A 23,848-nucleotide genomic window follows, 5' to 3' on the forward strand; every position below is an offset into this window, starting at 1 on the left:
ACCTACGCCTGGAGCTGGGCCGTGGAGTTGGCCAGGTCCACCAGGTCGCCGATGGTCTTCACGTCCGCCGCGCGGGACGGGTCGAACTCGATGCCGAGCTGGTCCTCGATGCCGTAGACGATGTCGGCCACCTGGAGGCTGGACAGTCCCAGGTCGTCGAAGGCGGTCTGGGCGCCGAGCGACATCTCGTCGGCGTTCTTTCCACGCAGTTTCTTCTGCACCATTTCGCAGACCTGTTCAACAGTAATCACTGCGTCACTCCTCGTACACGTGGTGTGATTGCGCATTCGACAGCGAGAGGTGTCACTGACCGCCGCATCGAGAATGCGTATCGCCAACCCTCGGAAGGTCGGTCCGCTGGATCATGCCACAGTGGATGAGTTCGGGCGACCCTCCATTGCGACCTTGTGTGTGGACGATGGGCCGGGGCATGATGAGCAACTCTGGGGGGACATAGGTTTCGAGGTGCCGCGCGGGGGCCATCCATAATGGACAGACCGTACCGGGTAGTCGATTATCTGATCAGATCGTTGCATCGAGTCGGGGTGCGGCACATTTTCGGCGTCGGCGGCGCCAACATTGAAGATCTGTACGACGCGGCGCACCATTGCGACGGGGCGGTCCGCGCGGTGGTGGCGAAGCACGAGTACTCCGCCGCCGCCATGGCCGACGGGTACGCCCGCACCACCGGGCGGCTCGCGGTGGCCGTCTCCACCTCCGGGGCGGGGGCGATGAACCTGGTCCCGGGGATCGCCGAGGCGTACGCCTCCCGGGTGCCGCTGCTGGCCGTGGTGGGGCAGCCGCCCCGCCCGCTGGAGGGTCGGGGGGCCTTCCAGGACACCAGCGGACTGGCCGGCTCGTTCGACGCGTACCAGCTGTTCTCCTCGATCAGCCGGTACTGCGCGCGGGTCGACGACCCGGCGGACCTCGCCCCGGCATTGGCCGACGCGCTCACCGCCACCCGGGCGCTGCCCGGTGGGCCGGCGGTGCTGCTGCTGCCGAAGGACGTGCAGCAGGCCGTCCTCGCCGACCCGCCGCCGATCGAGGAACTGCTCGCCGCCCGGCGGGTGCCGGTCGCCGCCGCGGCGGCCCGGGAACGCGCCGCCGACCGGCTGGCGGAGCTGGCCGGCGAACCGGTGCTGGTCATCGCCGGGGACGAGGTGGCCCGCCGGGGTGCCCGCGCCGAGCTGGCCGAGTTCGTCGCCGCGCTGGACGCCCGGGTCGCCGTGGTGCCCGACGGCAAGGACGTCTTCTCCAACCACGACCCCCGCTTCGTCGGCGTCGCCGGGGTGATCGGGCACCCGAGCGTCACCGACGCCCTGCGCCGGGCCCGGCTCTGCGTCCTGGTCGGCACCCGACTGCCGGTGATGGCCCGCGGCGGCCTGGACGCCCTGCTCGCCGGCACCGAGCTGGTCTGCTTCGGGGCCGAGCCGGCCTTCTGCGACCCGGACGCCCTGCACGTGGACGGCGACCTGCGCGCCGAACTGCGGGCGGTCACCGCGCGGCTGCGCGCCGCCCGTCCGGCCCCACCACCACCCGACCGGGCGGACCTGCGCTTCCTCAGCGTGCCGCCGTTCGAGGGGGAGGGCGTGCGCCTGCGCGACGCGGTGGAGGCGATCGGCGCGGCCGTGCCGGACGGGGCGACCGTCGTCGCCGACGCCGGCAACGCCGCCGCGGGCGTCATCCACTACGTGGCCACGCCGCGCGACGGGCGGTTCGTCGTCGCGCTGGGCATGGGCGGCATGGGGCACAGCCTCGGCGCGGGCATCGGGGCCGCCTTCGCCACCGGCGAGCGCAGCTACGTGGTGATCGGCGACGGCGGATTCCTCATGCACGGCATGGAGATCCACACCGCGGTCGAGCACGACCTGCCGGTGACGTTCGTGGTCGTCAACAACAACGCGCACGGCATGTGCGTCACCCGCGAACAGCTCTACTACGACGACGCGTACACGTTCAACGAGTTCCGACCGACCGACCTGGCCGCCGGGATCCGGGGCATGTTCCCGACGCTGCCGGTCACCCACGCCCGGACGGCGGACGAACTGCGGCAGGCCCTGGTCGCGCACCGGTCGACCCGGTCGCCGGCCGTGGTCTGCGTCGACGTGAGTCCGCGGGAGATCCCGCCGTTCGTACCGTTCCTCAACCATCTCGACACCGTCAGTCCCCAAGGAGCACCTCATGACCAGCCCGTCGTCGCCGTTGGCTGACATCCCGAACCTGCTGCGCTGCGAGACCACCCCCAGGGAGGCTGCGCTGGCCAAGGCCGCGGAGATGACCCACGCGGTCTACCCGCACGACGCGGTGTACGGGCAGTTCTGCACCGTGCAGGACTACATCGACTGCCCGCCGGAGGACGTCTTCGACTACCTCGCCGACCTGCGCAACCTCGACGAGTGGACGTACAGCACCCGGCACTTCGAGCCGGTTCCCGGTGCCACCGACGGCCTGCACGTCGGCTGGGACACGCTGGCCGACGACACCCGCATCTACGCGAAGGTGGTCGCCAACCGGGAGGCGCTGACCGTCGACTACCACTGCGCCTGGGACCAGGGCGACGAGCTGTGGATGATCTACATCAACCGGATCATCCCCGCCGAGCTGGTGCTCAAGAAGCCGGGCTCGGTGCTGGTCTGGACCAACTGCCGGCACCCGTACTACGACGACAACCCGAACCGGCACCTGGTCGCCGACCCGAACCGGGTCTGGGTGGGGGACATGTGGCCGCTGTTCTACGCCGGGCACCGGGCCGAGCTGGACAACCTCAAGTCGATCCTGGAGTACCGGCACAGCCGGGGCATCCCGGTGACCGGCCACGTGGTGCGGGCGGGAGCGTCGGTATGACCACCCCGGTCAGCCTGGTCGACGTTGCCAGCGCCCTGCCGGAGAACCGGGTCGGCACCGAGTTCTACCGGGGCGCGGACGCGGCGCTCGACGACAGCGTGATGTTCAAGTCGCCGAAGTACCGCCGGCACATCGGGCCGGACGAGACCGCGGCCGACCTGATCGTCCGGGCGGCCCGGCCGGTGCTGGAGCGGGCGCGCGAGCGTGGCGACGGGCCGGTGGACCTGCTCATCACCAACGTGCTCCTGCCCGACCTGCCGTTCACCGGAGCCGGGGCGGAGGTGGCCCACCGGCTCGGTGAGCGCCCGGAGTGGGTGCTCGACGTGCACAACGGTGGTTGCGTCTCCTTCGTCTACATGCTGAAGCTCGCCAAGCAGATCATGCAGTCCGGCGGGGCCAGGACCGCGCTGCTGTGCAACGTGCAGAACAGCGCCGGCCAGGTCTTCACCCAGCCGACCATCCGCACCAGGTCGCACGCGCCCGTCCCGGGCGACGGCTGCGGGGTCGGCTACCTGAGGATCGGGGACGAGTCGCCGATCCTCGACGTGGAGGTCCGCCAGTACGTCGAGTACGCCACCGACGTGGGCCTGGCCTTCGACGACGACCGGAAGTACTGGCAGCCGGGGCAGAGCGAGATGGACGTCAGCTTCACCGACTCCAAGGTCGCGAAGATCATCGGCCGGGGCAACCAGCTCGTTCCCCAGGTGGTCACCGCGCTCTGCGACCGGATCGGCACCCGTACGCCGGACATCGACGTGCTGATCACCAACCAGCCGAACCGGATGTTCCTGCGCAACTGGCGGGAGGCGTTGCAGCTCAAGCCGGAGCGACACCTGGACACCTTCGACGAGTACGGCAACCTCTTCGGGGCCGCCGTGCCGATCACGCTGACCGAGGCCGTCCGGGACGGCCGGGTGCGCCCGGGCGACCTGCTGGTCCTGGCCGGTTTCGCGCACGCCGGGGACATGGCCGGCGCCGCCGCCGTCCGCTGGGGGGCCGGCGGGTAGCCGACCGGGCCCGACGGAAGAGCCGGGGTGGGGAGCACATCCCCACCCCGGCTCCGTCGTCTGCGGACAGCGGTCCTCAGCCCACGGTGACCCGGGCCAGCGGACGCCACGCGTCGGACGCCAGCAGCGTCCGGCACCGGAACCGCTGGATCTTGCCACTGGGTGTCTTCGGCAGCGTGCCCTTCTCCAGGAAGACGCACTCGGCCAGCGGCACCCCGGCCTTGGTCATCGCGATCGCCGCTGCCTCGTCGGCGAAGGCCCGGTAGTCGTTGCTGCGGCTGCGCAGCTCCACGAGCAGCACCAACTCGCTCCGGCCGCCCTCGGCCACGTCGACGATCACCGCGCAGCCCTTGCGGACCGACTCCAACCCGTCGATCGTGCTCTCGATCTCCCGCGCGTAGACGTTGCGTCCGCCGACCTGGAGCAGGTCGTCGGAGCGGCCCACCACGTACAGCTCGCCGTCGTGCAGGAAGCCCAGGTCGCCGGTGCGCAGCCGGCCGTCGACGAACCGGTCGGCGGTGCGCTCCGGGTCGGCGAAGTAGCCGCTGGCGAGGCTGGGCGAGGCGATCCGGATCTCGGAGAGGCGTCCCGGCTCGGCGACGTCCACCTCGACTCCGGCGCAGGGCCGGCCGGTGGAGACCACCCGGGTCGCCGCCGGGTCGTCGGCGGCGCACGCCACCACCTCGCCGTCGGCCAGCCGGTTGCCGTCGACGTCGAGGAAGCGCGGTGCCTCGTCGTGCGGGCAGGCGGTCACCGCCAGGGTCGCCTCGGCCAGCCCGTACGCCGGCATCAGCGCCTCCGCCCGCAGCCCTTGCGGCCCGAACGCGGCCACCGTGCGCCGCAGTGCCTCCCACTCCACCCGCTCGGCCCCGACCACGCAGACCCGCAGCCTCAGTGGGGCGGACAGCGCGCCACTGCCCTGCCCCCGCGCGGCCAGGTGCAGCGCGGTGCTGGTGCCCGCGGTCATGGTGGCGCCGTACTCGGCCATGTCCCGGAACCAGGTCCGGGGCGACATCATGAACCGCTCCGGGGTGGACAGCACCAGGCCGAAGTCGTGCGCCCAGGCGTAGAGCAGGCAGCCGAACATGCCCATGTCGTGGGAGAGCGGCAACCAGGAGGCGACCGTCTCCTCGCCGGGCACCCCGCCGGCCATGGCCAGGATCATCTCCAGTTGGCGGCCGATGGCCCGGGTGGTCAGCGCGCACCCCTTGGGCACGCTGGTGCTGCCCGAGGAGTACTGGACGAACGCCAGCCCGTCGGCCTCCGGCGGGCTCTCGTCGATCCGGCCGTCGCTGGCGAGCGACTGCCAGGACCGCACCGCCAGGCGGCGGTGCACCGACTCCGGCAGCAGCGGCACCAGCTTCTCGTCGGCCAGCAGCACCGGCGCGTCCAGGTTACCGACCAGGGTCTCCAGGTGCCGCGCGTACTCCTGCCGGTCCATGCCCCGGGTGGGCACCGGCAGTGACGCGACGGCCCCGCCGGCCAGCCAGACCCCGAGCAGGCCGCGCACCGCCTCCGGGGAGTTGTCCAGGACGGCGGCCACCTGCCGGCCTGGGCGCACCCCGGCCCGGCGGAGCGTGGCCGCCGCGCCCCGGCCGTCGGCGACCACCTCGGACCAGGGCGTCGCGGTGAAGCGGTTGCCGGCCCAGGCGTGCAACCGGCCCTGGTTTCCGGCTCCGGTCAGTCGCTCCCACAGCTGCATGGCGTCCCCCTCCGGGCCGGTACGGCGGTCGGTGTCCTCATTCGACGTCGGTGACCGAGACCAGCTCGGAGGCGGACCGGCGCTCGGACAGCGGCGGGGCCGCCGGTGCGGTCAGCAGTTCCTCCGCGGTGGTGGCCGGGGTCTGGTCCGGCTTGACGTTGCCGACCAGGCTCACCCCGCCCTCGCGCATGGCCAGCCGCTCCGGGTCGATCCGGATCACGTGGGTGGCCAGGCCGACCTTCTCCAGCGACCAGATGAAGATGGCGCTGAGGTCCACCTCCCACCACTTCATGCCGTGCCGGGCCGAGCGGGGGAAGGCGTGGTGGTTGTTGTGCCAGGCCTCGCCGAAGGAGGGGATGGCCAGCCAGGCCACGTTGCGGGAGTGGTCCAGGGTGCCGAACCGGCGGCGGCCGAAGTAGTGCCCGACCGAGTTGACCGCGTAGGTCATGTGGTTGACCAGGAACAGCCGGACCAGACCACCCCAGAGGGCACCGGTCAGCGCGCCGGTGAGGGTGCCGGTGAGGGCGAGCCCGATCAGGCCGGGCAGGACGATGCCGGCGAGGACGACCAGGACGAACTTCTCGCTGATCCAGCGCAGGGCCCTGTCCCGGACCAGGTCGGGGCAGTAGCGCATCGGCTCCGAGCGCAGGTCGACGTCGAAGAGCCAGCCGAGGTGGGCGTGCCAGAGTCCCCGCAGGATGCCCTTGACGCCGGGCTCGAAGCCCAGGTGCGGGCTGTGCGGGTCGCCCTCCCGGTCGGCGACCCGGTGGTGCCGGCGGTGGTGCGCGGCCCAGATGATCGGCGGGCCCTGCCCGGCCATCGCCCCGGCCGTGGCCAGGGCGAGGTACATCGGACGGGTCGTCCGGAACGACCGGTGGGTCAGCAGCCGGTGGTAGCCGGTGGAGATGCCGAAGGCGCAGATCGTGTACATGACCACCAGGGCCACGAGATCCGACCAGCCGAACAGCCTGTTCCAGAGCAGGACCATCGCCACCACGACGCCGATCAGCGGCGCCACGGACGCGGTCAGGATGAACCAGCGGTGTTCTCTGCCGTCCATGTACCTACCTCTTGATCTATGGGTTCGAGCGGTGCGATCGCGGCGCGTCCCCGTTTCCGGGGCCGGTCGTCGGCGAGGGACGCGTGCCGGGCCGGCCCCGGGGCCGCTCGGCGCAACGGACGGGCCCGGGGCGGGGAATGCGGTCGACGGGTCTGACGGAATGGTGATTGGAACCACCGACGATGCCGTTTGGGTAACGGAGTGGTGTACGCACTGTCATCTGGCGGTCCCCGTCCACGGCTCGCGCAGCAAACCAGTACCGCACTTTATCGAAAGTGGATCGCATTGGCCATGGTTTGCGGAGCCGACAATCCACTCTGGATTCACCGTTCAACGTCTGATCCGTCCGATTCAATATGTGCTGTCAGAAAGGCCAGCCTCGATCAGGGTCGCCGGCAATCGGTCCACATGCGACGCTCCGGTCAGGCCTTAGGGGATTGTGACGCCGGTGTGGGTCAATAACTGATACGGTCGGCGTGCGTTCAGCGCCGCCGCAGCAAGGAGTTGATCATGTCCAGTCAGCCAGCCGTCGGACTTCCCTCCGGTCACCTCACGATGCGGCTCGCACACCGGGCGATGCTGCGCGATCTGGGTCGTATCGCGACCACGGCCACCGGCCTGTCCCGCGCCGCCGACCCGGCGCGCGCGGCGGCCCTGACCGACTACGCCGACCGGATCCTCCAGATCATCGAGCACCACCACGAGGGCGAGGACGAGTTCTTCTGGCCGATGCTGCGGGAGCGCGGTGCCGGCGAGGACGTGCTGACCCTGATGACGGAGGAGCATGCCGAGCTGCTCGGTCATCTCAAGGACGTCCGGGGGCGGCTGGTCGCCCTCGACGGCGCCCCGGCTACCGCGTGGGCCGAGTTCGGCGTGGCGGTGCAGCGGCTGCGGGACTCGCTCGCCGCGCACTGCGCCGACGAGGAGCGCGAGCTGACCGACCGGCTGGCCCCGGCCCTGGACGCGTCCGCGTGGAGCCGGTTCGAGCGGAACATGCTCAGGACCGCGCCGAAGTGGACACTCGGGTTCATGCCGCCCTGGCTGGACTCGGTCGCCGAGCCGGCCGAACGGGCGGGTGTGCCGGCCCGCCCGGTGGCCAAGCTGATGGCCGGCTCGCTGCGCCGCCGCCAGCAGCGCGCCTTCGGCGACTGACCCGCGCCGGAGCGGGCCACGCGAGCCGGGCGGGTCGCTCCGGAGACCGTCCGGTCCGACCGGTGCCGGCCGGACCCGACGACCATGCGTGCCGGCCCCACCGCCTGTCCCGGCCGGTGCCGCCCCGGACCGCCGGGCGTCACCCCCGCCACCCACCGAGCACTGCTGAGGAGTCGTGATGGTGCAAGCCGCCGTGCCCCGACGGGACCAGATGTTGAGCCGGGGGCGGGTCGCGCTCCTGCTCGCCATCACCTGTGGCGCCCAACTGCTCGTCATCTTCGACGAGACGGTGGTCAACCTGGCTCTGCCGTCGATCCGGACCGACCTGGAGTTCTCCACCTCCTCCCTGGCCTGGGTGGTCGACGCGTACATGCTGCTCTTCGGCGGCTTCCTGCTGCTCGGCGGGCGGGGCGCGGATCTCTTCGGCCGGCAGCGGATGTTCCTCGTCGGCCTCGTCGTCTTCGTCGGCGCGTCGCTGGCGGGTGGGCTCGCCCAGTCCGACACGGCGCTGATCATCGCCCGGGGCGTGCAGGGCTTCGGCGCGGCGCTGCTCAGCCCGGCCGCGCTGAGCATCCTGGTCAGCGCCTTCACCAATGCCGAGCAGCGGGGCAAGGCGCTGGGCGTATGGGGCGGCCTCTCCGGCATCGCCGGCACCACCGGCGTGCTTCTCGGCGGGCTGATCACCGACACGATCGGGTGGCGCTGGGTCTTCTTCATCAACGTCCCGGTCGGCGTGGTGCTGCTCGTCCTCACCGTGGCCGGCCTGCGCCGGGGCGCCAGCATCGAGACGGTCGGCGGCCCGCGCCGACTGGACGGCTTCGGTGCGGCGACCATCACCGGTGGTCTGCTCCTGCTCGTCTACACCATGCTGAACACCTCGCACCGTGACTGGAGCGACCCGCGCACCATCGGCGGGCTGGCCGGGGCGGTCGTGCTGATCGCGGTCTTCGTCTGGTGGGAGAAGCGCGCCCCGGAGCCGCTGCTACGCCTCGGTATCCTGGCCAACCGGCAGATCGCGGTGGCCAACATCCTCACCGTGCTGGCCGCCTCCGCGCTCTACGGCACCTTCTTCTTCCTCAGCCTCTACATGCAGGTGATCAACGGCTGGTCGCCGATGCGAGCCGGCCTGTCCTGGGCCCCGCTCGGCCTCACCATGGCGGTCTTCGCCGGGGCGGCCATGCAGCTCACCCCCCGCCTGGGCACCCGCAACCTGATCATGGCCGGTCTGCTGCTGGTCGGGGTCGGCCAGGTGCTGCTGCTGCGCAGCACGGTCGACGGGTCGTACGTCAGCGAACTCCTGCCCACCCTGATCCTCTCCGGCGCGGGCTTCGGTCTGGCGCTGGTGCCGCTGGTGGTCGCCGCGGTCAGCGGTGTCGCCCGGGAGGAGAGCGGCATCGCCTCCGGCCTGATGAACACCTCGCAGCAGGTGGGTGGCGCGGTCGGCCTGGCGGTCCTGGTCACCGTCGCCAACGAGCGGCTGTCGGGGCGGATCAGCGAGGGCGCGGTCCAGGGGTCGGCGCTCCTGGACGGCCTGCACGCCGCGTTCCTGGTGGCCGCGATCCTCACCGCCCTCGCCGTCCTGGTCACCTTCCTGCTTCCGAACAACCGCGCCAAGGTCGACATGGCGGCCATCCACGGCGGCTGAGTCGCCACGGTCAGCAGACAGGAGCACGCACAGATGGGCCACTACCGCAGCAGTCTGCGGGACCTGGAGTTCAACCTCTTCGAGGTCTTCGGCGTCGACCGGTTCCTCGGCCCGGACGGGTACCCCGACCTGGACGTCGACACGATCCGTCAGATCCTCGCCGAGGTGGACCGCTCCGCCCGGGAGGAGCTGGCGGAGGCGTTCACCGAGGGGGACCGGCACCCGCCGGTCTTCGACCCGGCGACCCACACCGCGCCGCTGCCGGCGGGCTTCGCGAAGGCGTACCGGGCGTTCCTGGACGCCGGGTTCTGGCGGCTCGGCGACCTGGCCCCGGAGCTGGGCGGCACGCCCGCGCCCCGGATGCTCTGGCGGGCGATCGGTGAGCTGGTGATGGGGGCCAACCCGGCGGTCTGGATCTACGCCTCCGGCCCGCCCCTGGCCAACGTGCTCTGGCACGAGGGGACGCCGGAGCAGAAGCGGTGGGCCCGGATATTCGTGGACCGCGAGTGGGGCTCCACCATGGCCCTGACCGAGGCGGACGCCGGTTCGGACGTCGGCGCGGGGCGCACCCGGGCGGTCCCGCAGCCGGACGGCTCCTGGCACATCGAGGGGGTCAAGCGGTTCATCACCTCGGGCGAGCACGACCTCACCGAGAACATCGTCCACTACGTGCTGGCCCGACCGGTCGGCGTACCCGGCGTGGGCGGGCCGGGCACCAAGGGGCTCTCCCTCTTCGTCGTCCCCAAGTTCCACTTCGACCCGACCACGGGGGAGGTCGGCGCGCGCAACGGCGTCTACGCGACCGGCGTCGAGGAGAAGATGGGGCTGAAGGTCTCCAACACCTGCGAGCTGACCTTCGGCCAGCACGGCGTGCCGGCCGTCGGCTGGCTGGTGGGGGATCGGCACGACGGCATCCGGCAGATGTTCCGGATCATCGAGTACGCCCGGATGATGGTCGGCACCAAGGCCATCGCCACCCTCGGCACCGGCTACCGCAACGCGGTGGCGTACGCACGGGATCGGGTGCAGGGCGCCGACCTGACCCGGATGGCCGACAAGACCGCCCCACGGGTACGGATCATCGCCCACCCCGACGTCCGCCGGTCGCTGATGCTGCAGAAGGCGTACGCCGAGGGGCTGCGCGCCCTGCTCGTCTACACCGGACGCTGGCAGGACCGGACGGTCCTCGGACCGGACGCCGAGCTGGCCGCCCGGGTCAACGACCTGCTCCTGCCCCTGGTCAAGGGGTTCGGCTCCGAGCGGGCGTACGAGATCCTCGGCCACGAGTCGTTGCAGACCCTCGGCGGCTCGGGGTACCTCACCGACTACCCGCTGGAGCAGTACGTCCGGGATGCCAAGATCGACACCCTCTACGAGGGCACGACCGCGATCCAGAGCCTCGACCTGGTCTTCCGCAAGATCGCCAGGGACCAGGGCGTCGCGCTGATGGCGGTGGCCGCCGAGATCGGCGAGTTCGTCGGCGCGGAGGTCGAGGACGACCCGCTGGCGGCGGAGCGGACCGCCCTCGGCCGGGCGGTGACCGACGTGCAGGGCGCCCTCGGCGCGATGCTGGAGTGGCTGGGTGCGGCCCAGGGCGGGGAGCCCCGGCAGCTCTACCTGGTGGGCCTGCACAGCCGCCGGGTCCTGCTGGCCCTCGGTGACCTCTTCGTCGGTTGGCTCCTCCTCGTCCAGGCCGAGGTCGCGGCGCGCGCCCTGGCCGGCGGCGACCACCCCGCCGGGGAACGGGCCTTCTACGCCGGCAAGGTGGCGGTGGCCCGGTTCTTCGCCCGCGAGGTGCTGCCCCGGCTCACCGCCGACCGCAAGATCGTCCAGGGGGCCCAGCTCGACCTGATGGACGTCCCCGAGGAGGCGTTCTGATCCACCGGCGGACCCGCCGGCCCGTCGTGGTGGGCACCGTGTGGTGGGCCGACCTGGGGATGCTGCGCCGCTGGCACGGCCGGCTGCTCGACGACACCGAGCGACGGCGGCTCGCCGCGATCGGGCATCCCCGCCACCGTCGGCAGTCCACCCTCGGCGCGGTACTGCTGCGGCTGGTGGTCGCCCACCACCGGGGCGTACCGGCCGACCGGGTCCGGGTGGTGCGGGAGTGCCCGGCCTGCGCCGGGCCGCACGGCCGGCCCCGACTGCCCGGGCACCGGCTCTCGGTCTCGGTCTCCCACTCCGGTCGGCGGGTGGTGGTGGCGGTCGCCGGCCGGGGGGAGATCGGCGTGGACGTGGAACGCCTCGGGGCCGACCACCCGTCCACGGAACTGGCGCAGTGGTGCCGGCGGGAGTCGGTGGTGAAGGCGACCGGCGACGGGCTGCGGGTGCGGATCCGGGACGTCCGGATCAGCCCGCCCTCCGATCCGCCCCGGTTGCTCGGGTACCCCGGGCGGCCCGGCCTGCGGGCCCGGCTCTGGGACCTGCGCCCCGGACCCGGATACCTGGCGGCGGCGACGCTGGTCACCCCGGCACCCCTGCCGGCGCGGGTGCGGATCGCCGAGCGGACGGCGTCCCACCTGCTCACCGGGGACGGTCGGTGGCCGGTGGCCGGGCACCGCGCCGTACGGTCGTCCGGACGTCGCACTCGACGAGCAGACGGGAGGCGGACCGGTGACCCTGCTGGTGGTGGGCGCGAGCGGTCATCTCGGCGGCGAGTTGTGCCGGCGGGCGGTGGCGGCGGGCGAGCGGGTGGTCGGCACGTACCACTCCCGTGAGCCGGCCCTCCCCGGTGTGGAGCCACGTCGGCTCGACGTCCGCGACCGCGAGGCGGTCCGCGCGCTCGTTTCCGCGGTACGCCCCGACGCGGTCGTCGGCACCAGCTACCGGTACGACGACTGGGCGGTCACCGCCGACGGGGCGGCCCACGTCGCCGTCGCCGCCGCCGAGGTGGGCGCCCGGCTGGTGCACGTCTCCAGCGACTCCGTGCACGGTGGGCGCCCCGAGCCGTACGGCGACGACGAGCCACCCAGCCCGGTCTTCCCGTACGGGGCGGCGAAGGCGGCGGCCGAGACGACGGTCCGGGCGGTCCACCCCACCGCCGCGCTGATCCGGACCTCGCTGATCCTCGGCGACGAGCGGAGCAGCCAGATCCGCCTCTGCCGGGACGCGCTCGCCGGCCGGGCCGCCCTCTTCACCGACCAGGTCCGTTGCCCGGTGCACGTCGGTGACCTGGCCGACGCGCTGCTCGCGGTCGTCGCGTCCGACCACTCCGGTGCGCTGAACGTGGCCGGGCCGGAAGCGGTCAGCCGGGTCGACCTGGGTCTGCTGGTCGCCCTCCGGTACGGGATCGATCCGGCCAGGATGAGGACCACGACCAGCGCCGAGGCGGGGCTGCGCCGCCCCGGCGTGGTACGCCTCGACAGCTCCCGAGCGGCACACCTGCTCCCGACCCGCCTGCGTGGCGTACGCGAGTTCCTCGCCCCCTGACAACCCGTCGCCCCGCGCGGGCGGTCCGAACCCCGGCACCGGGTGTCGGCGGGCGGGCAATGCACAACTCTTGTGCATAACATCTGTGCACACTTATTGTGCAGACATGACGAACCAGCAGAGCGGGAAGGTCCGCTCGGTCAGGTTGGACCATCGGCAGATCCGCGTCCTCGCGCAACCGCTCCGGATGCGGCTGCTGGGCGCGCTGCGCACCAACGGCCCGGCGACAGCCACCTCGCTCGCCGTGGCGCTCGGCACCAACACCGGGGCCACCAGCTACCACCTGCGGCAGCTCGCCGAGGTCGGGCTGGTGGCCGAGGAGCCCGACCGGGGCACCGCCCGGCAGCGCTGGTGGCGTGCGGCGCACGACACGAGCAGTTGGGACCCGAGCGACTACGACGACGACCCGGACACCCAGGCCGCCGTGGAGTGGATGCAGGTCGAGCACGTGCGGTGGATGACCGAACAGGCCGAACGGTGGCTCACCGAGCGGGCGACGTACTCGCCGCAGTGGCGGGACGCCGCCGGGATGAGCGACGCGTTCCTGGTCATCGGCCCCGCCCGGTTGGCCGCGCTCAACCAGGAGATCTCGCAGCTCGTCCTCCGCTACCGCGAGGCGTCGACGCCCGACGAGGCCGACGCGCGACCGGTCAACCTCATCCACGCCGCCTTTCCCGCCCAGGAGCAGGTTCGGTGAACGCCCTCACCGTCCGCCAGGTCCGCCACCGGTTCCTGCTCCTGCACGGGCTCCGGTGGCTTCCGGTCGGCCTGCTCATCCCGGTCTTCGTCCTGTTGATGCAGGAGCGCGGCCTCACCCTCGCCCAGATCGGGCTGGTCACCGCCGCCCAGGGAATCGTCGTGCTCCTGCTGGAGCTGCCCACCGGCGGACTCGCCGACGCCCTCGGCCGGCGACCGGTGCTCCTCACGGCCGCCGCGGTCAATCTCGTCTCACTGGCGCTCTTCGCCGTCGCCGACGCGTTCGCCGTCTTCGTCGTGGTCTGGCTGCTCCAAGGCGTGTACCGGGCGCTGGACAGCGGTCCGCTGGAGTCCTGGTACGTCGACGCCAGCCTCGCCGCCGACCCCGACGCGGCGTACGAGAAGGGGCTCGGTCAGGGTGGCACCGTCCTCGGGGTCTCGATCAGCGCCGGCGCGCTACTCGGCGGCGGGCTGGTCGCACTCGGCCCGATCGGCCCGGTGAGCGCGCTGACCACGCCGCTGCTGCTGGCCGTCGTCGGGCAGGTGGCCGTCCTGGTGGCGCTCGCGGTGCTCCTGGTCGAGCCCGGCCCGTCCCGGAGCCGGGACGCGCTGCGGTCGTCGATCGCCGCCGCCCCGGGCATGGTCGGGCAGGCGTTCGGGCTGCTGCGGCGATCCCGGGTGCTGCTCGCCCTGGTCGCGGTGGAACTCTTCTGGGGCTTCGGCATGACCACCTTCGAGACCCTGCTGCCGGTGCGCCTCGCCGAGGTGGCCGGTGACGCCGACCGGGCGGCGGCCCTGCTCGGGCCGGCCGGCTCGGTGGCCTGGCTCGCCTCGGCCGGAGGCGCCGCGCTCACCCCGCTGCTGACGCGCTGGTGGGGTGCGGCACCCGCGGCCGCGCTGCTGCGGGTCGTGCAGGGGCTGACCGTGGTCGGGATGGGGCTGTTCGCCGGGCCGGTCGGAGTGCTGCTCGCCTACCTGGCCTGCTACACCGTGCACGGCGCGTCGAACCCGCTGCACTCCGGACTGCTGCACCGCCAGGTCGACGGCCCGTACCGGACCAGCGTGCTGTCGCTCAACTCGATGGTGGCCATGCCCGCCGGCGCGCTCGGCGGCGTCGTCCTCACCGCCCTGGCGGACGCCACCAGCGTGCGCGCCGCGATGCTGGTCGGCGCGGTGGTGCTGGCCGTCGCCGCCCCGCTCTACCTGCCCGCGTGGCGGGCCGGTCGCCGGGCCCCGGCCAGCACGGCACCCGCCTCCGCCTCCGCCACCAGCGGGTGACGTCGCCCCTCGCCGGACGACTGCGTCGGGCTGCGCCCGGCCGCGCCGGGGTGCATCGCGGTGCGTCGCGGTGCGTCGGGGTGCGTCGGGTGGTAGGAGGGGACCCCTCCTCATCAAAAAGCGGTAACAGGGGACCCCTCCTACCACCCCAGCCCCTGCACCTCAGCCGGATCGACCGAGCGCCCTCGGCCGGATCAGCCGATGCCCAGGGACGTCCGCTCGAGGGTTCCGGTGAAGCCGAGCCGGCGGTACAGCCGGGTGGCGCCGACGTTGTGGGTGTAGACGCCGAGCGCCACGTGGTCGTACCGGGCGAAGAGGGCACGGGTCATGCCGGCGGTCAGCGCCGCGCCGAGGCCCCGTCCCCGTTCGGCCGGCGCGACGGTCAGGCCGGCGAGGAAACCGATCTCGCCCCGGCTGCGGTCCGCGCCGGCAGCGACCAGCCGGTCACCGGTGCGGATGCCGTACCAGTCGACCACCCGGGGGTCGCCGGGGCGTGAGGTGCTGGTGGGGAATGCCTCGTCGACCAACGCGGTGAGCGCCGGCAGGTCCGACGCGGTGAGGCGTACCACCCGCTCCTCGCCGGGCTGATGCGGGGGCGCGGCGGTGGCCCAGAGGAAGTCCCAGTCGTGGTGCCGGGCGATCGGCAGCGGCCCGGCCAGGTCGGCGGAGCCCAGCCGGGGCAGGTGCAGCCACTGTCCGGAGCGGACGACCCCCCGGGCCAGGAGCGCCGCGAACAGTTCCACCGCCGGCCCGGGAGCGCCGAACGCCCCGCCGGCCGGACCCCCTTCGGCCGGAAGCAGCCACGCCGTGGTGCCGTCGAGCAGCCACGCCTGCGGCTCGTCGTCCCGGCCGAGGACGTGCCGGGCGTACGGGTGGTGACCGGTGGCCGCCAGTACCGCCGCCCGCCCGTGTGCCGCCCGCGCTGTCCCGATCACGCGGCCAGCCTAGTCGGGGCGTGGATGCCGTCCATGCTGGAGATTGGCGGCCGGACCGATCGGGTACATCACGGTCGACGTACCCGACCCCTACCGGAGGACCGACATGCTCGCCATCGCCGCGGCCATCGTTTTCGGTTTCGCCCTGCTCATCGACCTGCTCAACACCAACTTCGGCGCACCCGACCTGTTCAACTGGAACACCCTGGTCCTGATCGGCCTGCTCCTGCTCTCGCTCTACCTGGCCGGGGTCGGCCGGGGTCCGCGCGGCGGGGGCGGCGGGGGCGGCGGCCGGTGGTACCGGGGCCGCCGACCGGGGCGTGGCTGACCGCTTCCGATCATCACCGGCCCGTCCCCTGCCGCGCTTCCGGCGGCACGGGGCCGGGCCGGTACTGTTCTCGTGATGGAGTCCGACGCCCTGTTCACTCTCGGTGATCCCGCCGCAGCGCCGAGCGCGCCCGCGGGATTCGGCGGCGCGCCCGCCGGGTCCGGGGTCGACGGCTTCGACACCGTCGGCGCCGACGCCCCACTGCCGGTACGGATGCGCCCGGCGAACCTCGACGAGCTGGTCGGTCAGGAGCACCTGCTCGCCCCCGGCTCACCGCTGCGGCAGCTGGTCGGCGGCGCGACCCCGATGTCGGTGATCCTCTGGGGACCGCCCGGCTGCGGCAAGACCACCATCGCCCACCTGGTCGCCCGGGCCACCGATCGCCGCTTCGTCGCCATGTCGGCGCTCACCGCCGGGGTGAAGGACGTCCGCGCGGTCATCGAGACGGCCCGCCGGCAACGCCGCTCCGGCGGTCCGCCCACCGTGCTCTTCATCGACGAGGTGCACCGGTTCAGCAAGACCCAGCAGGACTCGCTGCTCGCCGCGGTCGAGGACCGGACGGTCACCCTGCTCGCGGCGACCACGGAGAACCCGTACTTCTCGGTCATCTCGCCGCTGCTGTCCCGGTGCGTGCTGCTGACCCTGCAACCGCTCACCGAGGACGCGGTGCGGGGCCTGCTGCGCCGCGCGGTCACCGACGAGCGGGGCCTGGGCGGCGCGCCCACCCTCGCCCCCGAGGCCGAGGACCACCTGGTCCGCCTCGCCGCAGGTGACGTCCGCAAGGCGCTCACCGCGTTGGAGGCGGCCGCCGCCTCCGCGACGGCGCTCGGGGCCGACCGGATCGACCTGGCCACGGCCGAGCAGGCGGTGGACGTGGCCGCGGTCCGGTACGACCGCGCCGGTGACGCCCACTACGACGTGACCAGCGCCTTCATCAAGAGCATGCGCGGCTCCGACGTCGACGCGGCACTGCACTGGCTGGCCCGGATGCTGGTCGCCGGGGAGGACGCCCGGTTCATCGCCCGCCGGCTCGTCATCTTCGCCAGCGAGGACGTCGGCATGGCCGACCCGCTGGCGCTGACCGTGGCCACCGCCACCGCGCACGCCGTGGAGTACGTCGGGCTCCCCGAGGCCCAGCTCAACCTCGCCCAGGCGGTGATCCACCTGGCCAGCGCCCCGAAGTCCAACTCGGCGACCACCGCGATCGGGGCGGCGATCCGGGACGTCCGGGCCGGCCGGGGCGGGCCGGTGCCCCGCTCGCTGCGCGACGGCCACTACGCCGGTGCCCGGGGACTGGGGCACGGCACCGGCTACCGCTATCCACATGACGACCAGCGGGGCGTGGTCACCCAGCAGTACGTCCCGGACGACCTCGTCGGCACCGACTACTACCGGCCCACCGAACACGGCGCGGAGCGTACGGTGGCCGCCCGGCTGCCCCTGCTGCGCCGCATCGTCAGAGGCCGGACCCCCCCGACCGCCGACGCGCCGGTGGGGGCCGGACGGAGCACGACGGACGCGACCGGCGTCCCGGCGGATGAGGGCGGCGCGGACGCCGCCAGGAAGGGTCACCAGTGAGACCTCGTGGTGCGGAGCGGCCGGAGGAGGGCCCCGACGAGCGTCGGGACCCCAAGGCCAGGGGACGCCGCTGGGGGCGCAGCCGGTCCGAGGCGGAGCCGGAGGAGCCGGTCGCCGGTGAGGAGTTCGGCTGGATCGACGACCTGCGCACCGCCAAGCGGCAGCGCACCGAAATCGGCCCGGAGACCGGTGTCCGGGAGGCGTCCGACCCGGCGCCCGCCGGTCCCCGGCCACCTGTCGCGCCGCCCCCGCCCGCCGGCCCCCGGCCACCCGTCGCGCCGCCCCCGCCTGCCGGTTCCGTGCCTGGACCCGCCGCCCCGCCCCGCCCCGGTGGTCCGACGGCCGTCCCACCATCCACCGTCCCACCTGCTGCCCCCGTCCGTCGGCCGGGCCGTCCGGACGGCCCGTGGCCGGGTTCCGCCGGCCCCGCGCCGCGTCCCGGCCCCGAGGTCGCACCGCCGGTCCGTCCCGGCCCGGAGGCCCAGCCACCGGTCCGCCCCGGGCACGGGCTCCCGCCGGCGGTGGACCGCGCGCGCCGTCCGGCGGGTGCGCCCGAACCGGATCCGCGGACGGTGCCCGGTGGGCCGCGTCCCGCCGGACGGGTGCCCGTCGAAGGCGCGGCCGGCGTGGCGCGTCCCCCCGCCCCGGACGAGCGCCCGGTGGCCCGGCGGCGGGTACCGGAGCAGGACGTCCCGGCAGTGCCGGCGTCGGGTAACGCCCCGCCGGTTCCGTTGTCGGGTAACGCCCCGCCGGTTCCGGCGTCGGCCGCGTCCGGTCCGGTGGCTCCCGGTCCGGTGGCTCCCGGTCCGGTGGCTCCCGGTCCGGGTGACCGGCCGGAACCACCGTCCGCCCTCGGCCGGCGACATGGCGCCGGCGCCCACGACGACGAGCGTGCGGGGGGACGTCGCAGCCACACCACGCCGGACGACGACCGGCCGGTCGGGCGTCGTCGGGCCGCCGATCCGACCGAGCCCGGCCGACCGGCGACCGGTTCGGCCCGTCCTCCGGTACCCGGCCCGGCCGGGCCGGCTCCGGACCCGCGAACCACTCCACCGGCCCGGGGCACCGCCCGGCCCGGCCCGGTCGCCCCGCCACCCCGTCCCGGGCCCGAGCCGGCCGCCCCGGCGCGCGGCGCGGCCCGCCCGGGACCGGCGTCACCGGTCCCGGGTCAGGTTCCGCCCGTGCCGGGTCCGGTCCGGCCGTCCGGACCGGCTGCCGGGTCCGGTCCGGGCGTCGTGCCGCCGCATGGAGCGGGCGTCGTGCCGCCGCACGGAGCGGGCGTCGTGCCGCCGTCCGGTCCGGGTGTCGGGCCGCCGTATGGAGCGGGCCTCGTGCCGCCGTCCGGTCCGGGTGCCGGGCCGCCGTCCGCACCGGGCACCGCCGCCCGGCCGGCACCGGGCGCCCCTGTCCCCGGACCACGGGTGACGCCGGGCGAACCGGCCGTCGGCCCGGTGCGGGGTGCGGCCCGGCCGCCGGCTCCGGTCGAGTCGGCCCCACGGGGGACAGCCGGCCACGCGGCCCCGGTCGACGCGGGTCCGCGGGGAACGGCCCGTCCTCCGGCCCCGGTCGAGCCGGGTGCCCGGGGCGCGGCCCGCCCCGGGTCCGGTCCGGGTGCTCCTGCCGTCCCGGGACCGCCCGTCGACCCGTCCGGTCCGCCGTCCGTCGGCCCGTCCTCCGGTCCGGTCCGTCCGCCGGCAGGTCCGGCCCACGCCCCGGCGGCACCGCCGGCCGGTCCGGTGCGTGCCACGGCCGCGCCGCCGTCCGGTCCGCCGACCGTGGCCCGGGCCGCCGTGGCGCCGCCGGTGCCGCCGGACGCACCACCGCCGCTGCGCAGCGCCGGCGGGGACGCACCGTCCGACGACGGTGCCCGCACCGGCGGGCCGCTCCGCGTGGCCCGCTCCGAACTGCGGCGGCAGATGCGGGAGCGCCGTCGGCTCCGACTCGGTGTGCTGGTCGCGGTGAGCGTGCTCCTGCTCGGCGCGGTGCCGGCCTTCTTCGCCATCCGGACGCTGAGCCGCGACCCGGTCTTCGGTTCCCTGGACGAGTTGGCGGTGCCGACCTGGGCCGCCCAGGACCCGGTCGACAACGTCAGCGGCAGCCGCTGGTGCATCCAGGACTGTCGGCTGCGGGAACGCAGTGCCTCCTCGGAACGCGCCCCGGAGGAGACCGCGCCGGAGTACGAGCGGGCGCTGGCCGCCGCCGGCTGGCAGCGGTGGCGGGTCGACCGCTGCCCGGAGCAGCCCGCCCCCGGGGCGTACACCTGCTGGCGGCGGGACGAGTTGACCCTCGACCTGTGGGTCCGTCCACCGACGTGTGTGCCGCCGCCGGCCGACGACCAACCGGCGGTTCCGCCGTCGCCACTGCCGTCTCCCGCCGCAGCCGGGGACTGCGCCGGCTCGTTGGTGTCGTTGAAGGTCCGCAACGCCATCGACGACGACCGGACCCGGCCACAGCCGAGCACGGACCCGTCGCTCACCGGCGAGGATCCCTTCCCCACCTTCACCGACGACCCGCTCGACGATCTGACACCGGCACCGTCACCGTCCTGAGCCGGCGTCCATCACTGACGGTAGGGTCTGGGGCTGGCGGACCGGGCGTCGTCACCGACCAGGTCGGTGCCGACGTGCCGGAATGGGTACGAGGGTCGCACGTCCCGCCGACGACGGGTCGGCGGGACACTGCTTGAGGAGGACACGCGTGGAGCTTGGAGAGGTCGCGGCGCTGGTGGCGGCGATCGCGTTCGCGATGCTGGTGCTGATCCTGACGCTGCCCATCCTGCGACTGCGGCACACCGTGGACGCCACCACCCGCATGATCAACGACCTCAACGAGCAGACCAGGCCGCTGCTCGGCAACGTCAACACGACGGTGGAGAACGTCAACACCGCCCTGACCCAGGTGCAGACCTCGCTCGACGGGGTGAACCTCCAGCTCGCCAAGGTCGACACCATGACCAGCCACGCCCAGAACGTCACCGCCAACGTGGCGAACCTGGCCACCGTGGTCTCCGCGGCCGCCGCCAACCCGCTGGTCAAGGTCGCCGCCTTCGGGTACGGCGTGCGCAAGGCCGCCTCCGCCCGCCGGCACGCCGAGACCGAGCGCGAGGTGCGCGACACCATCAAGCAGCAGCGCCGCGCCGCCAAGCGCGGCGACCGCTGAGCGGGTAGCGGGAGGAAGAGGGCATGAGGCGTCTGTTCTGGCTCGGTATCGGGCTCGCCGCCGGCGTGATGGTGGTCCGCAAGGCCACCCGCACCGCGCACGCGTACACCCCGCAGGGCATCGCCGGCTCGCTGGCGGAATCGGCTGGCGGACTGATGGAGTCGCTGCGTAGCTTCGTGGAGGACGTCCGGATCGGGATGGCCGAACGCGAGCAGGAGATCCACGAGGCGTTCGCCCGGGGCGAGGCGTTCGACGACCAGTTCGCCGAGCTGCGGGAGGACCCGCGCATCGGCGACCGAGAGATCTTTCCGGAGGAACCCCAGCGATGAAGACGGCGGAGATCAAGCGGCGGTATCTCGCCCACTTCGAGGCGAACGGTCATGCCGTGGTGCCGTCCGCTCCGCTGCCCGCCATCAGCGACCCGAACCTGCTGTTCGTCAACGCTGGCATGGTGCAGTTCGTCCCGTACTTCCTGGGTCAGCAGACCCCGCCGTACCCGCGGGCGGTCAGCGTCCAGAAGTGCATCCGGACGCCGGACATCGACGAGGTCGGCAAGACCAGCCGGCACGGCACGTTCTTCCAGATGAACGGCAACTTCTCCTTCGGTGACTACTTCAAGGCCGGCGCGATCCCGCTCGCCTGGGAGCTGTCCACCAAGCCGGTCGCCGAGGGCGGCTTCGGCCTCGACCCGGAGCGGATCTGGCCCACCGTCTACCTCGACGACGACGAGGCGTACGACATCTGGCGGTCGGTCGGCGTGCCGGCCGAGCGGATCGTCCGGCGCGGCAAGAAGGACAACTACTGGTCGATGGGCATCCCCGGCCCGGCCGGCCCGTGCTCCGAGCTGTTCTACGACCGGGGCCCCGCCTACGGGCGTGAGGGCGGTCCGGAGGTCGACGAGGACCGCTACATGGAGTACTGGAACCTCGTCTTCATGCAGTACGAGATCGCGGACGTGACCAGCAAGGAGCACTTCCGGATCGTCGGCGAGCTGCCGAAGAAGAACATCGACACCGGCATGGGGCTGGAGCGGATCGCCTCCATCCTCCAGGACGTCGACAACCTCTACGAGATCGACGAGGTCCGGCCGATCCTGGACCGCGCCTCCGAGCTGAGCGGCAAGCGGTACGGTGCCCGGTCCGGGCAGGTGGCCGCCGAGTCGCACCCGGACGACGTCCGGCTGCGGGTGGTCGCCGACCACGTGCGGACCGCGCTGATGCTCATCGGCGACGGGGTGACCCCGAGCAACGAGGGGCGCGGCTACGTGCTGCGCCGGATCATGCGCCGGGCGATCCGGGCGATGCGGCTGCTGGGCTACCAGGACCGGGCGTTGCCCGAGCTGCTGCCGGTGGCCCGGGACTGCATGTCCCCGTCGTACCCGGAACTGGCCACCGAGTTCGACCGGATCTCGCAGTACGCGTACGCGGAGGAGGACGCCTTCCTCTCCACCCTGCGGGCCGGCACCACGATCCTGGACACCGCGATCAGCGAGACGAAACAGGCCGGGAAGCCGGCGCTCTCCGGCGACAAGGCGTTCCAGCTGCACGACACGTACGGCTTCCCGATCGACCTGACCCTGGAGATCGCCGCCGAGCAGGGGCTGACCGTCGACGCGGAGGGCTTCCGCCGGCTGATGGCCGACCAGCGCTCCCGCGCCAAGGCCGACGCGAAGGCGCGCAAGACCGGGCACACCGACCTGTCGGCGTACCGGTCGGTGCTGGACAGCGGCGGCCCGGTGACCTTCACCGGGTACACCGAGACCAAGCGCGAGGCGAGAGTCCGGGCGCTGCTGTCCGGCGGTGCCCCGGTCGCGGCGGCGGTCGAGGGGGACACCATCGAGCTGGTGCTCGACGCGACCCCGTTCTACGCCGAGGGCGGCGGGCAGCAGCCCGACCAGGGCCTGGTCACCGTCGGCGGCGGCGAGATCGAGATCTTCGATGTCCAGCAGCCGGTACCCGGCCTGGTGGTCCACCGGGCGAAGGTGCGCCGGGGCGAGGTACGGGCCGGGGAGACGGGCTTCGCCGAGATCGACGTGACCCGGCGGCGGGCGATCTCCCGCTCGCACACCGCGACCCACCTGGTGCACCAGACCATGCGCAACTTCCTCGGCGAGTCGGCCACCCAGGCGGGTTCGCTGAACGCACCGGGCCGGCTGCGGTTCGACTTCAACACCCCGACCGGGGTCGCGCCGAGCGTGCTGCACGACGTGGAGCAGCAGGTCAACGAGGTGCTCCTGGCCGACCTGGAGGTGCACGCCTTCATCACCTCGCTGGAGGAGGCCCGCCGGCTCGGCGCGATGGCGCTCTTCGGCGAGAAGTACGGCGACGAGGTGCGGGTCGTCGAGGTCGGCGACTACGCCCGCGAGCTGTGCGGCGGCACCCACGTCGACCGGTCCGGGCAGCTCGGGCTGGTGAAGATCCTCTCCGAGGCGTCGATCGGGTCCGGCGTGCGCCGGGTCGAGGCGCTGGTCGGCATGGACGCGTTCCGCTTCCTGGCCAAGGAGCACCTGCTCGTCGCGCGGCTGGCGGAGCTGTACCGGGTGCCCAGCGACCAGGTTGCCGACCGGGTCGAGCAGACCGTCACCCAGCTCCGCGACGCCGAGAAGGAGCTGGAGAAGCTCCGCGCCCAGCTGGTGCTCGGCGGTGCGGCGGCGCTCGCCGCGCAGGCGAAGGACGTGCGCGGTGTCGCGTACGTCGGCACCGAGGCGCCGGAGGGCGCGGCCGGCAACGACGTGCGGACCCTCGCCCAGGAGATCCGGGGCCGGATCGACGCGGCGCGGCCGGCGGTGGTCGCGGTGGCGGCCCGGGCGGGCGGCAAGGCGTCCCTGGTGGTGGCGGTGAACGGTGCGGCCCGCAGCCGGGGCCTGGCCGCGAACGACCTGGTCAAGGCGGCCTTCTCCGGCCGGGGCGGGGGCAGCCCCGACCTGGCGCAGGGCGGTGGCCTGCCGGCGGCCGAGGCGCCGAATCTGCTGCTGACGGTGGAAAAGGCGATCAGCGAGGCGTGACGTCCCCGTCGATGGGGTACCAGGGCGGGCC

The 23,848-nt window shown here is 73.5% G+C and carries 19 protein-coding genes and 1 pseudogene; 16 read left to right on the top strand and 4 right to left on the bottom strand.

Going from position 1 to position 23,848, the window contains the following annotated elements; genetic code table 11:
- Positions 1 to 2: 2 nt before the first annotated feature.
- Positions 3 to 251, bottom strand: a complete 249-nt coding sequence (locus IGA62_RS23325; protein WP_091462768.1) for an acyl carrier protein — start codon at positions 249 to 251, stop codon at positions 3 to 5.
- Positions 252 to 488: 237 nt separating this feature from the next.
- Here IGA62_RS23325 and IGA62_RS23330 point away from each other — a divergent pair, with 237 nt between their 5' ends.
- From IGA62_RS23330 to IGA62_RS23340, 3 genes are read left to right on the top strand one after another with little or no spacing between them, the layout of a single operon-like run.
- Entirely contained in the window at positions 489 to 2,210 is a 1,722-nt protein-coding gene (locus tag IGA62_RS23330) for a thiamine pyrophosphate-binding protein (protein ID WP_145818854.1), read from the top strand.
- Positions 2,182 to 2,844 carry an SRPBCC family protein gene (locus IGA62_RS23335; RefSeq protein WP_145818853.1) on the top strand — a complete coding sequence of 221 codons (663 nt, stop codon included), beginning with the start codon at positions 2,182 to 2,184 and terminating at the stop codon, positions 2,842 to 2,844. The genes IGA62_RS23330 and IGA62_RS23335 overlap by 29 nt, the downstream gene beginning before the upstream one ends.
- Positions 2,841 to 3,851 (top strand): 3-oxoacyl-ACP synthase III family protein, encoded by a 1,011-nt coding sequence (locus IGA62_RS23340; RefSeq protein WP_145818852.1) that lies wholly within the window; start codon positions 2,841 to 2,843, stop codon positions 3,849 to 3,851. Before IGA62_RS23335 ends, IGA62_RS23340 begins: the two co-directional genes overlap by 4 nt.
- Before the next feature lie 76 nt (positions 3,852 to 3,927).
- Here IGA62_RS23340 and IGA62_RS23345 read toward each other — a convergent pair whose 3' ends face one another.
- Positions 3,928 to 5,553, bottom strand: coding sequence for an AMP-binding protein (locus IGA62_RS23345; protein ID WP_145818851.1), 1,626 nt, complete (start codon positions 5,551 to 5,553; stop codon positions 3,928 to 3,930).
- Between the two features lie 37 nt (positions 5,554 to 5,590).
- The gene (locus IGA62_RS23350) at positions 5,591 to 6,613 is read right to left on the bottom strand and encodes an acyl-CoA desaturase (RefSeq protein ID WP_145818850.1); all 1,023 of its coding nucleotides are present in this window, start codon (positions 6,611 to 6,613) and stop codon (positions 5,591 to 5,593) included.
- 510 nt (positions 6,614 to 7,123) lie between these two features.
- Between IGA62_RS23350 and IGA62_RS23355 the strand changes: the two genes are divergently transcribed.
- The 7 genes and pseudogenes from IGA62_RS23355 to IGA62_RS23385 form a co-directional block, all read left to right on the top strand.
- A complete protein-coding gene (locus IGA62_RS23355) occupies positions 7,124 to 7,765 on the top strand; it encodes a hemerythrin domain-containing protein (RefSeq protein ID WP_232624754.1) in 642 nt (213 codons plus the stop codon).
- 178 nt (positions 7,766 to 7,943) lie between these two features.
- Positions 7,944 to 9,410: an MFS transporter gene (locus tag IGA62_RS23360; RefSeq protein WP_145818849.1), complete on the top strand. Its 1,467-nt coding sequence runs from the start codon at positions 7,944 to 7,946 to the stop codon at positions 9,408 to 9,410.
- Positions 9,411 to 9,443: 33 nt separating this feature from the next.
- The gene (locus IGA62_RS23365) at positions 9,444 to 11,288 is read left to right on the top strand and encodes an acyl-CoA dehydrogenase (RefSeq protein ID WP_145818848.1); all 1,845 of its coding nucleotides are present in this window, start codon (positions 9,444 to 9,446) and stop codon (positions 11,286 to 11,288) included.
- 38 nt (positions 11,289 to 11,326) lie between these two features.
- Positions 11,327 to 12,127: a 4'-phosphopantetheinyl transferase family protein gene (locus IGA62_RS23370; RefSeq protein WP_186499928.1), complete on the top strand. Its 801-nt coding sequence runs from the start codon at positions 11,327 to 11,329 to the stop codon at positions 12,125 to 12,127.
- Positions 12,024 to 12,839, top strand: a complete 816-nt coding sequence (locus tag IGA62_RS23375) for an SDR family oxidoreductase (protein WP_145818847.1) — start codon at positions 12,024 to 12,026, stop codon at positions 12,837 to 12,839. The genes IGA62_RS23370 and IGA62_RS23375 overlap by 104 nt, the downstream gene beginning before the upstream one ends.
- A 106-nt stretch (positions 12,840 to 12,945) precedes the next feature.
- On the top strand, positions 12,946 to 13,536 hold the full coding sequence (locus IGA62_RS23380; protein ID WP_145818846.1) for a winged helix-turn-helix domain-containing protein: 591 nt from the start codon (positions 12,946 to 12,948) through the stop codon (positions 13,534 to 13,536).
- A pseudogene (locus tag IGA62_RS23385) lies at positions 13,533 to 14,804 on the top strand (MFS transporter); the annotation flags it as partial. The gene IGA62_RS23380 and the pseudogene IGA62_RS23385, both read left to right, overlap by 4 nt.
- 203 nt (positions 14,805 to 15,007) lie before the next feature.
- On the opposite strand, the gene IGA62_RS23390 reads toward IGA62_RS23385, so the two are convergent.
- Positions 15,008 to 15,748 carry a GNAT family N-acetyltransferase gene (locus IGA62_RS23390; RefSeq protein ID WP_145818844.1) on the bottom strand — a complete coding sequence of 247 codons (741 nt, stop codon included), beginning with the start codon at positions 15,746 to 15,748 and terminating at the stop codon, positions 15,008 to 15,010.
- Positions 15,749 to 15,854: 106 nt separating this feature from the next.
- Here IGA62_RS23390 and IGA62_RS23395 point away from each other — a divergent pair, with 106 nt between their 5' ends.
- The 6 genes from IGA62_RS23395 (at position 15,855) to alaS (ending at position 23,817) form a co-directional block, all read left to right on the top strand.
- Complete coding sequence (locus tag IGA62_RS23395; RefSeq protein WP_145818843.1) at positions 15,855 to 16,076, top strand: hypothetical protein; 222 nt, start codon at positions 15,855 to 15,857, stop codon at positions 16,074 to 16,076.
- Between the two features lie 75 nt (positions 16,077 to 16,151).
- Positions 16,152 to 17,654, top strand: a complete 1,503-nt coding sequence (locus IGA62_RS23400) for a replication-associated recombination protein A (RefSeq protein ID WP_145818842.1) — start codon at positions 16,152 to 16,154, stop codon at positions 17,652 to 17,654.
- Between the two features lie 1,916 nt (positions 17,655 to 19,570).
- Positions 19,571 to 20,203: a hypothetical protein gene (locus tag IGA62_RS23405; protein WP_145822047.1), complete on the top strand. Its 633-nt coding sequence runs from the start codon at positions 19,571 to 19,573 to the stop codon at positions 20,201 to 20,203.
- 148 nt (positions 20,204 to 20,351) lie between these two features.
- Entirely contained in the window at positions 20,352 to 20,813 is a 462-nt protein-coding gene (locus IGA62_RS23410) for a DUF948 domain-containing protein (RefSeq protein WP_088984965.1), read from the top strand.
- A 23-nt stretch (positions 20,814 to 20,836) separates the two neighbouring features.
- A complete protein-coding gene (locus IGA62_RS23415; protein WP_091462760.1) occupies positions 20,837 to 21,142 on the top strand; it encodes a hypothetical protein in 306 nt (101 codons plus the stop codon).
- Positions 21,139 to 23,817 (top strand): alanine--tRNA ligase, encoded by a 2,679-nt coding sequence (alaS, locus tag IGA62_RS23420; RefSeq protein WP_145818841.1) that lies wholly within the window; start codon positions 21,139 to 21,141, stop codon positions 23,815 to 23,817. Before IGA62_RS23415 ends, alaS begins: the two co-directional genes overlap by 4 nt.
- The last annotated feature ends 31 nt before the right edge of the window (positions 23,818 to 23,848 follow it).

The sequence above is a fragment of the Micromonospora sagamiensis genome, from assembly GCF_014680085.1.
GTDB classification, from domain to species: Bacteria; Actinomycetota; Actinomycetes; order Mycobacteriales; family Micromonosporaceae; genus Micromonospora; species Micromonospora inyonensis.

What these genes read in the sequence shown, in the direction of transcription:
- IGA62_RS23355 (WP_232624754.1), top strand. Translation starts at nt 7,124, where the DNA reads ATGTCCAGTCAGCCAGCCGTCGGACTTCCCTCCGGTCACCTCACGATG.
- IGA62_RS23380 (WP_145818846.1), top strand. Translation starts at nt 12,946, where the DNA reads ATGACGAACCAGCAGAGCGGGAAGGTCCGCTCGGTCAGGTTGGACCAT.
- IGA62_RS23400 (WP_145818842.1), top strand. Translation starts at nt 16,152, where the DNA reads ATGGAGTCCGACGCCCTGTTCACTCTCGGTGATCCCGCCGCAGCGCCG.
- IGA62_RS23395 (WP_145818843.1), top strand. Translation starts at nt 15,855, where the DNA reads ATGCTCGCCATCGCCGCGGCCATCGTTTTCGGTTTCGCCCTGCTCATC.
- IGA62_RS23350 (WP_145818850.1), bottom strand. Translation starts at nt 6,613, where the DNA reads ATGGACGGCAGAGAACACCGCTGGTTCATCCTGACCGCGTCCGTGGCG.
- IGA62_RS23365 (WP_145818848.1), top strand. Translation starts at nt 9,444, where the DNA reads ATGGGCCACTACCGCAGCAGTCTGCGGGACCTGGAGTTCAACCTCTTC.
- IGA62_RS23345 (WP_145818851.1), bottom strand. Translation starts at nt 5,553, where the DNA reads ATGCAGCTGTGGGAGCGACTGACCGGAGCCGGAAACCAGGGCCGGTTG.
- IGA62_RS23340 (WP_145818852.1), top strand. Translation starts at nt 2,841, where the DNA reads ATGACCACCCCGGTCAGCCTGGTCGACGTTGCCAGCGCCCTGCCGGAG.
- IGA62_RS23415 (WP_091462760.1), top strand. Translation starts at nt 20,837, where the DNA reads ATGAGGCGTCTGTTCTGGCTCGGTATCGGGCTCGCCGCCGGCGTGATG.
- IGA62_RS23405 (WP_145822047.1), top strand. Translation starts at nt 19,571, where the DNA reads ATGCGGGAGCGCCGTCGGCTCCGACTCGGTGTGCTGGTCGCGGTGAGC.
- IGA62_RS23360 (WP_145818849.1), top strand. Translation starts at nt 7,944, where the DNA reads ATGGTGCAAGCCGCCGTGCCCCGACGGGACCAGATGTTGAGCCGGGGG.
- IGA62_RS23330 (WP_145818854.1), top strand. Translation starts at nt 489, where the DNA reads ATGGACAGACCGTACCGGGTAGTCGATTATCTGATCAGATCGTTGCAT.
- alaS (WP_145818841.1), top strand. Translation starts at nt 21,139, where the DNA reads ATGAAGACGGCGGAGATCAAGCGGCGGTATCTCGCCCACTTCGAGGCG.
- IGA62_RS23335 (WP_145818853.1), top strand. Translation starts at nt 2,182, where the DNA reads ATGACCAGCCCGTCGTCGCCGTTGGCTGACATCCCGAACCTGCTGCGC.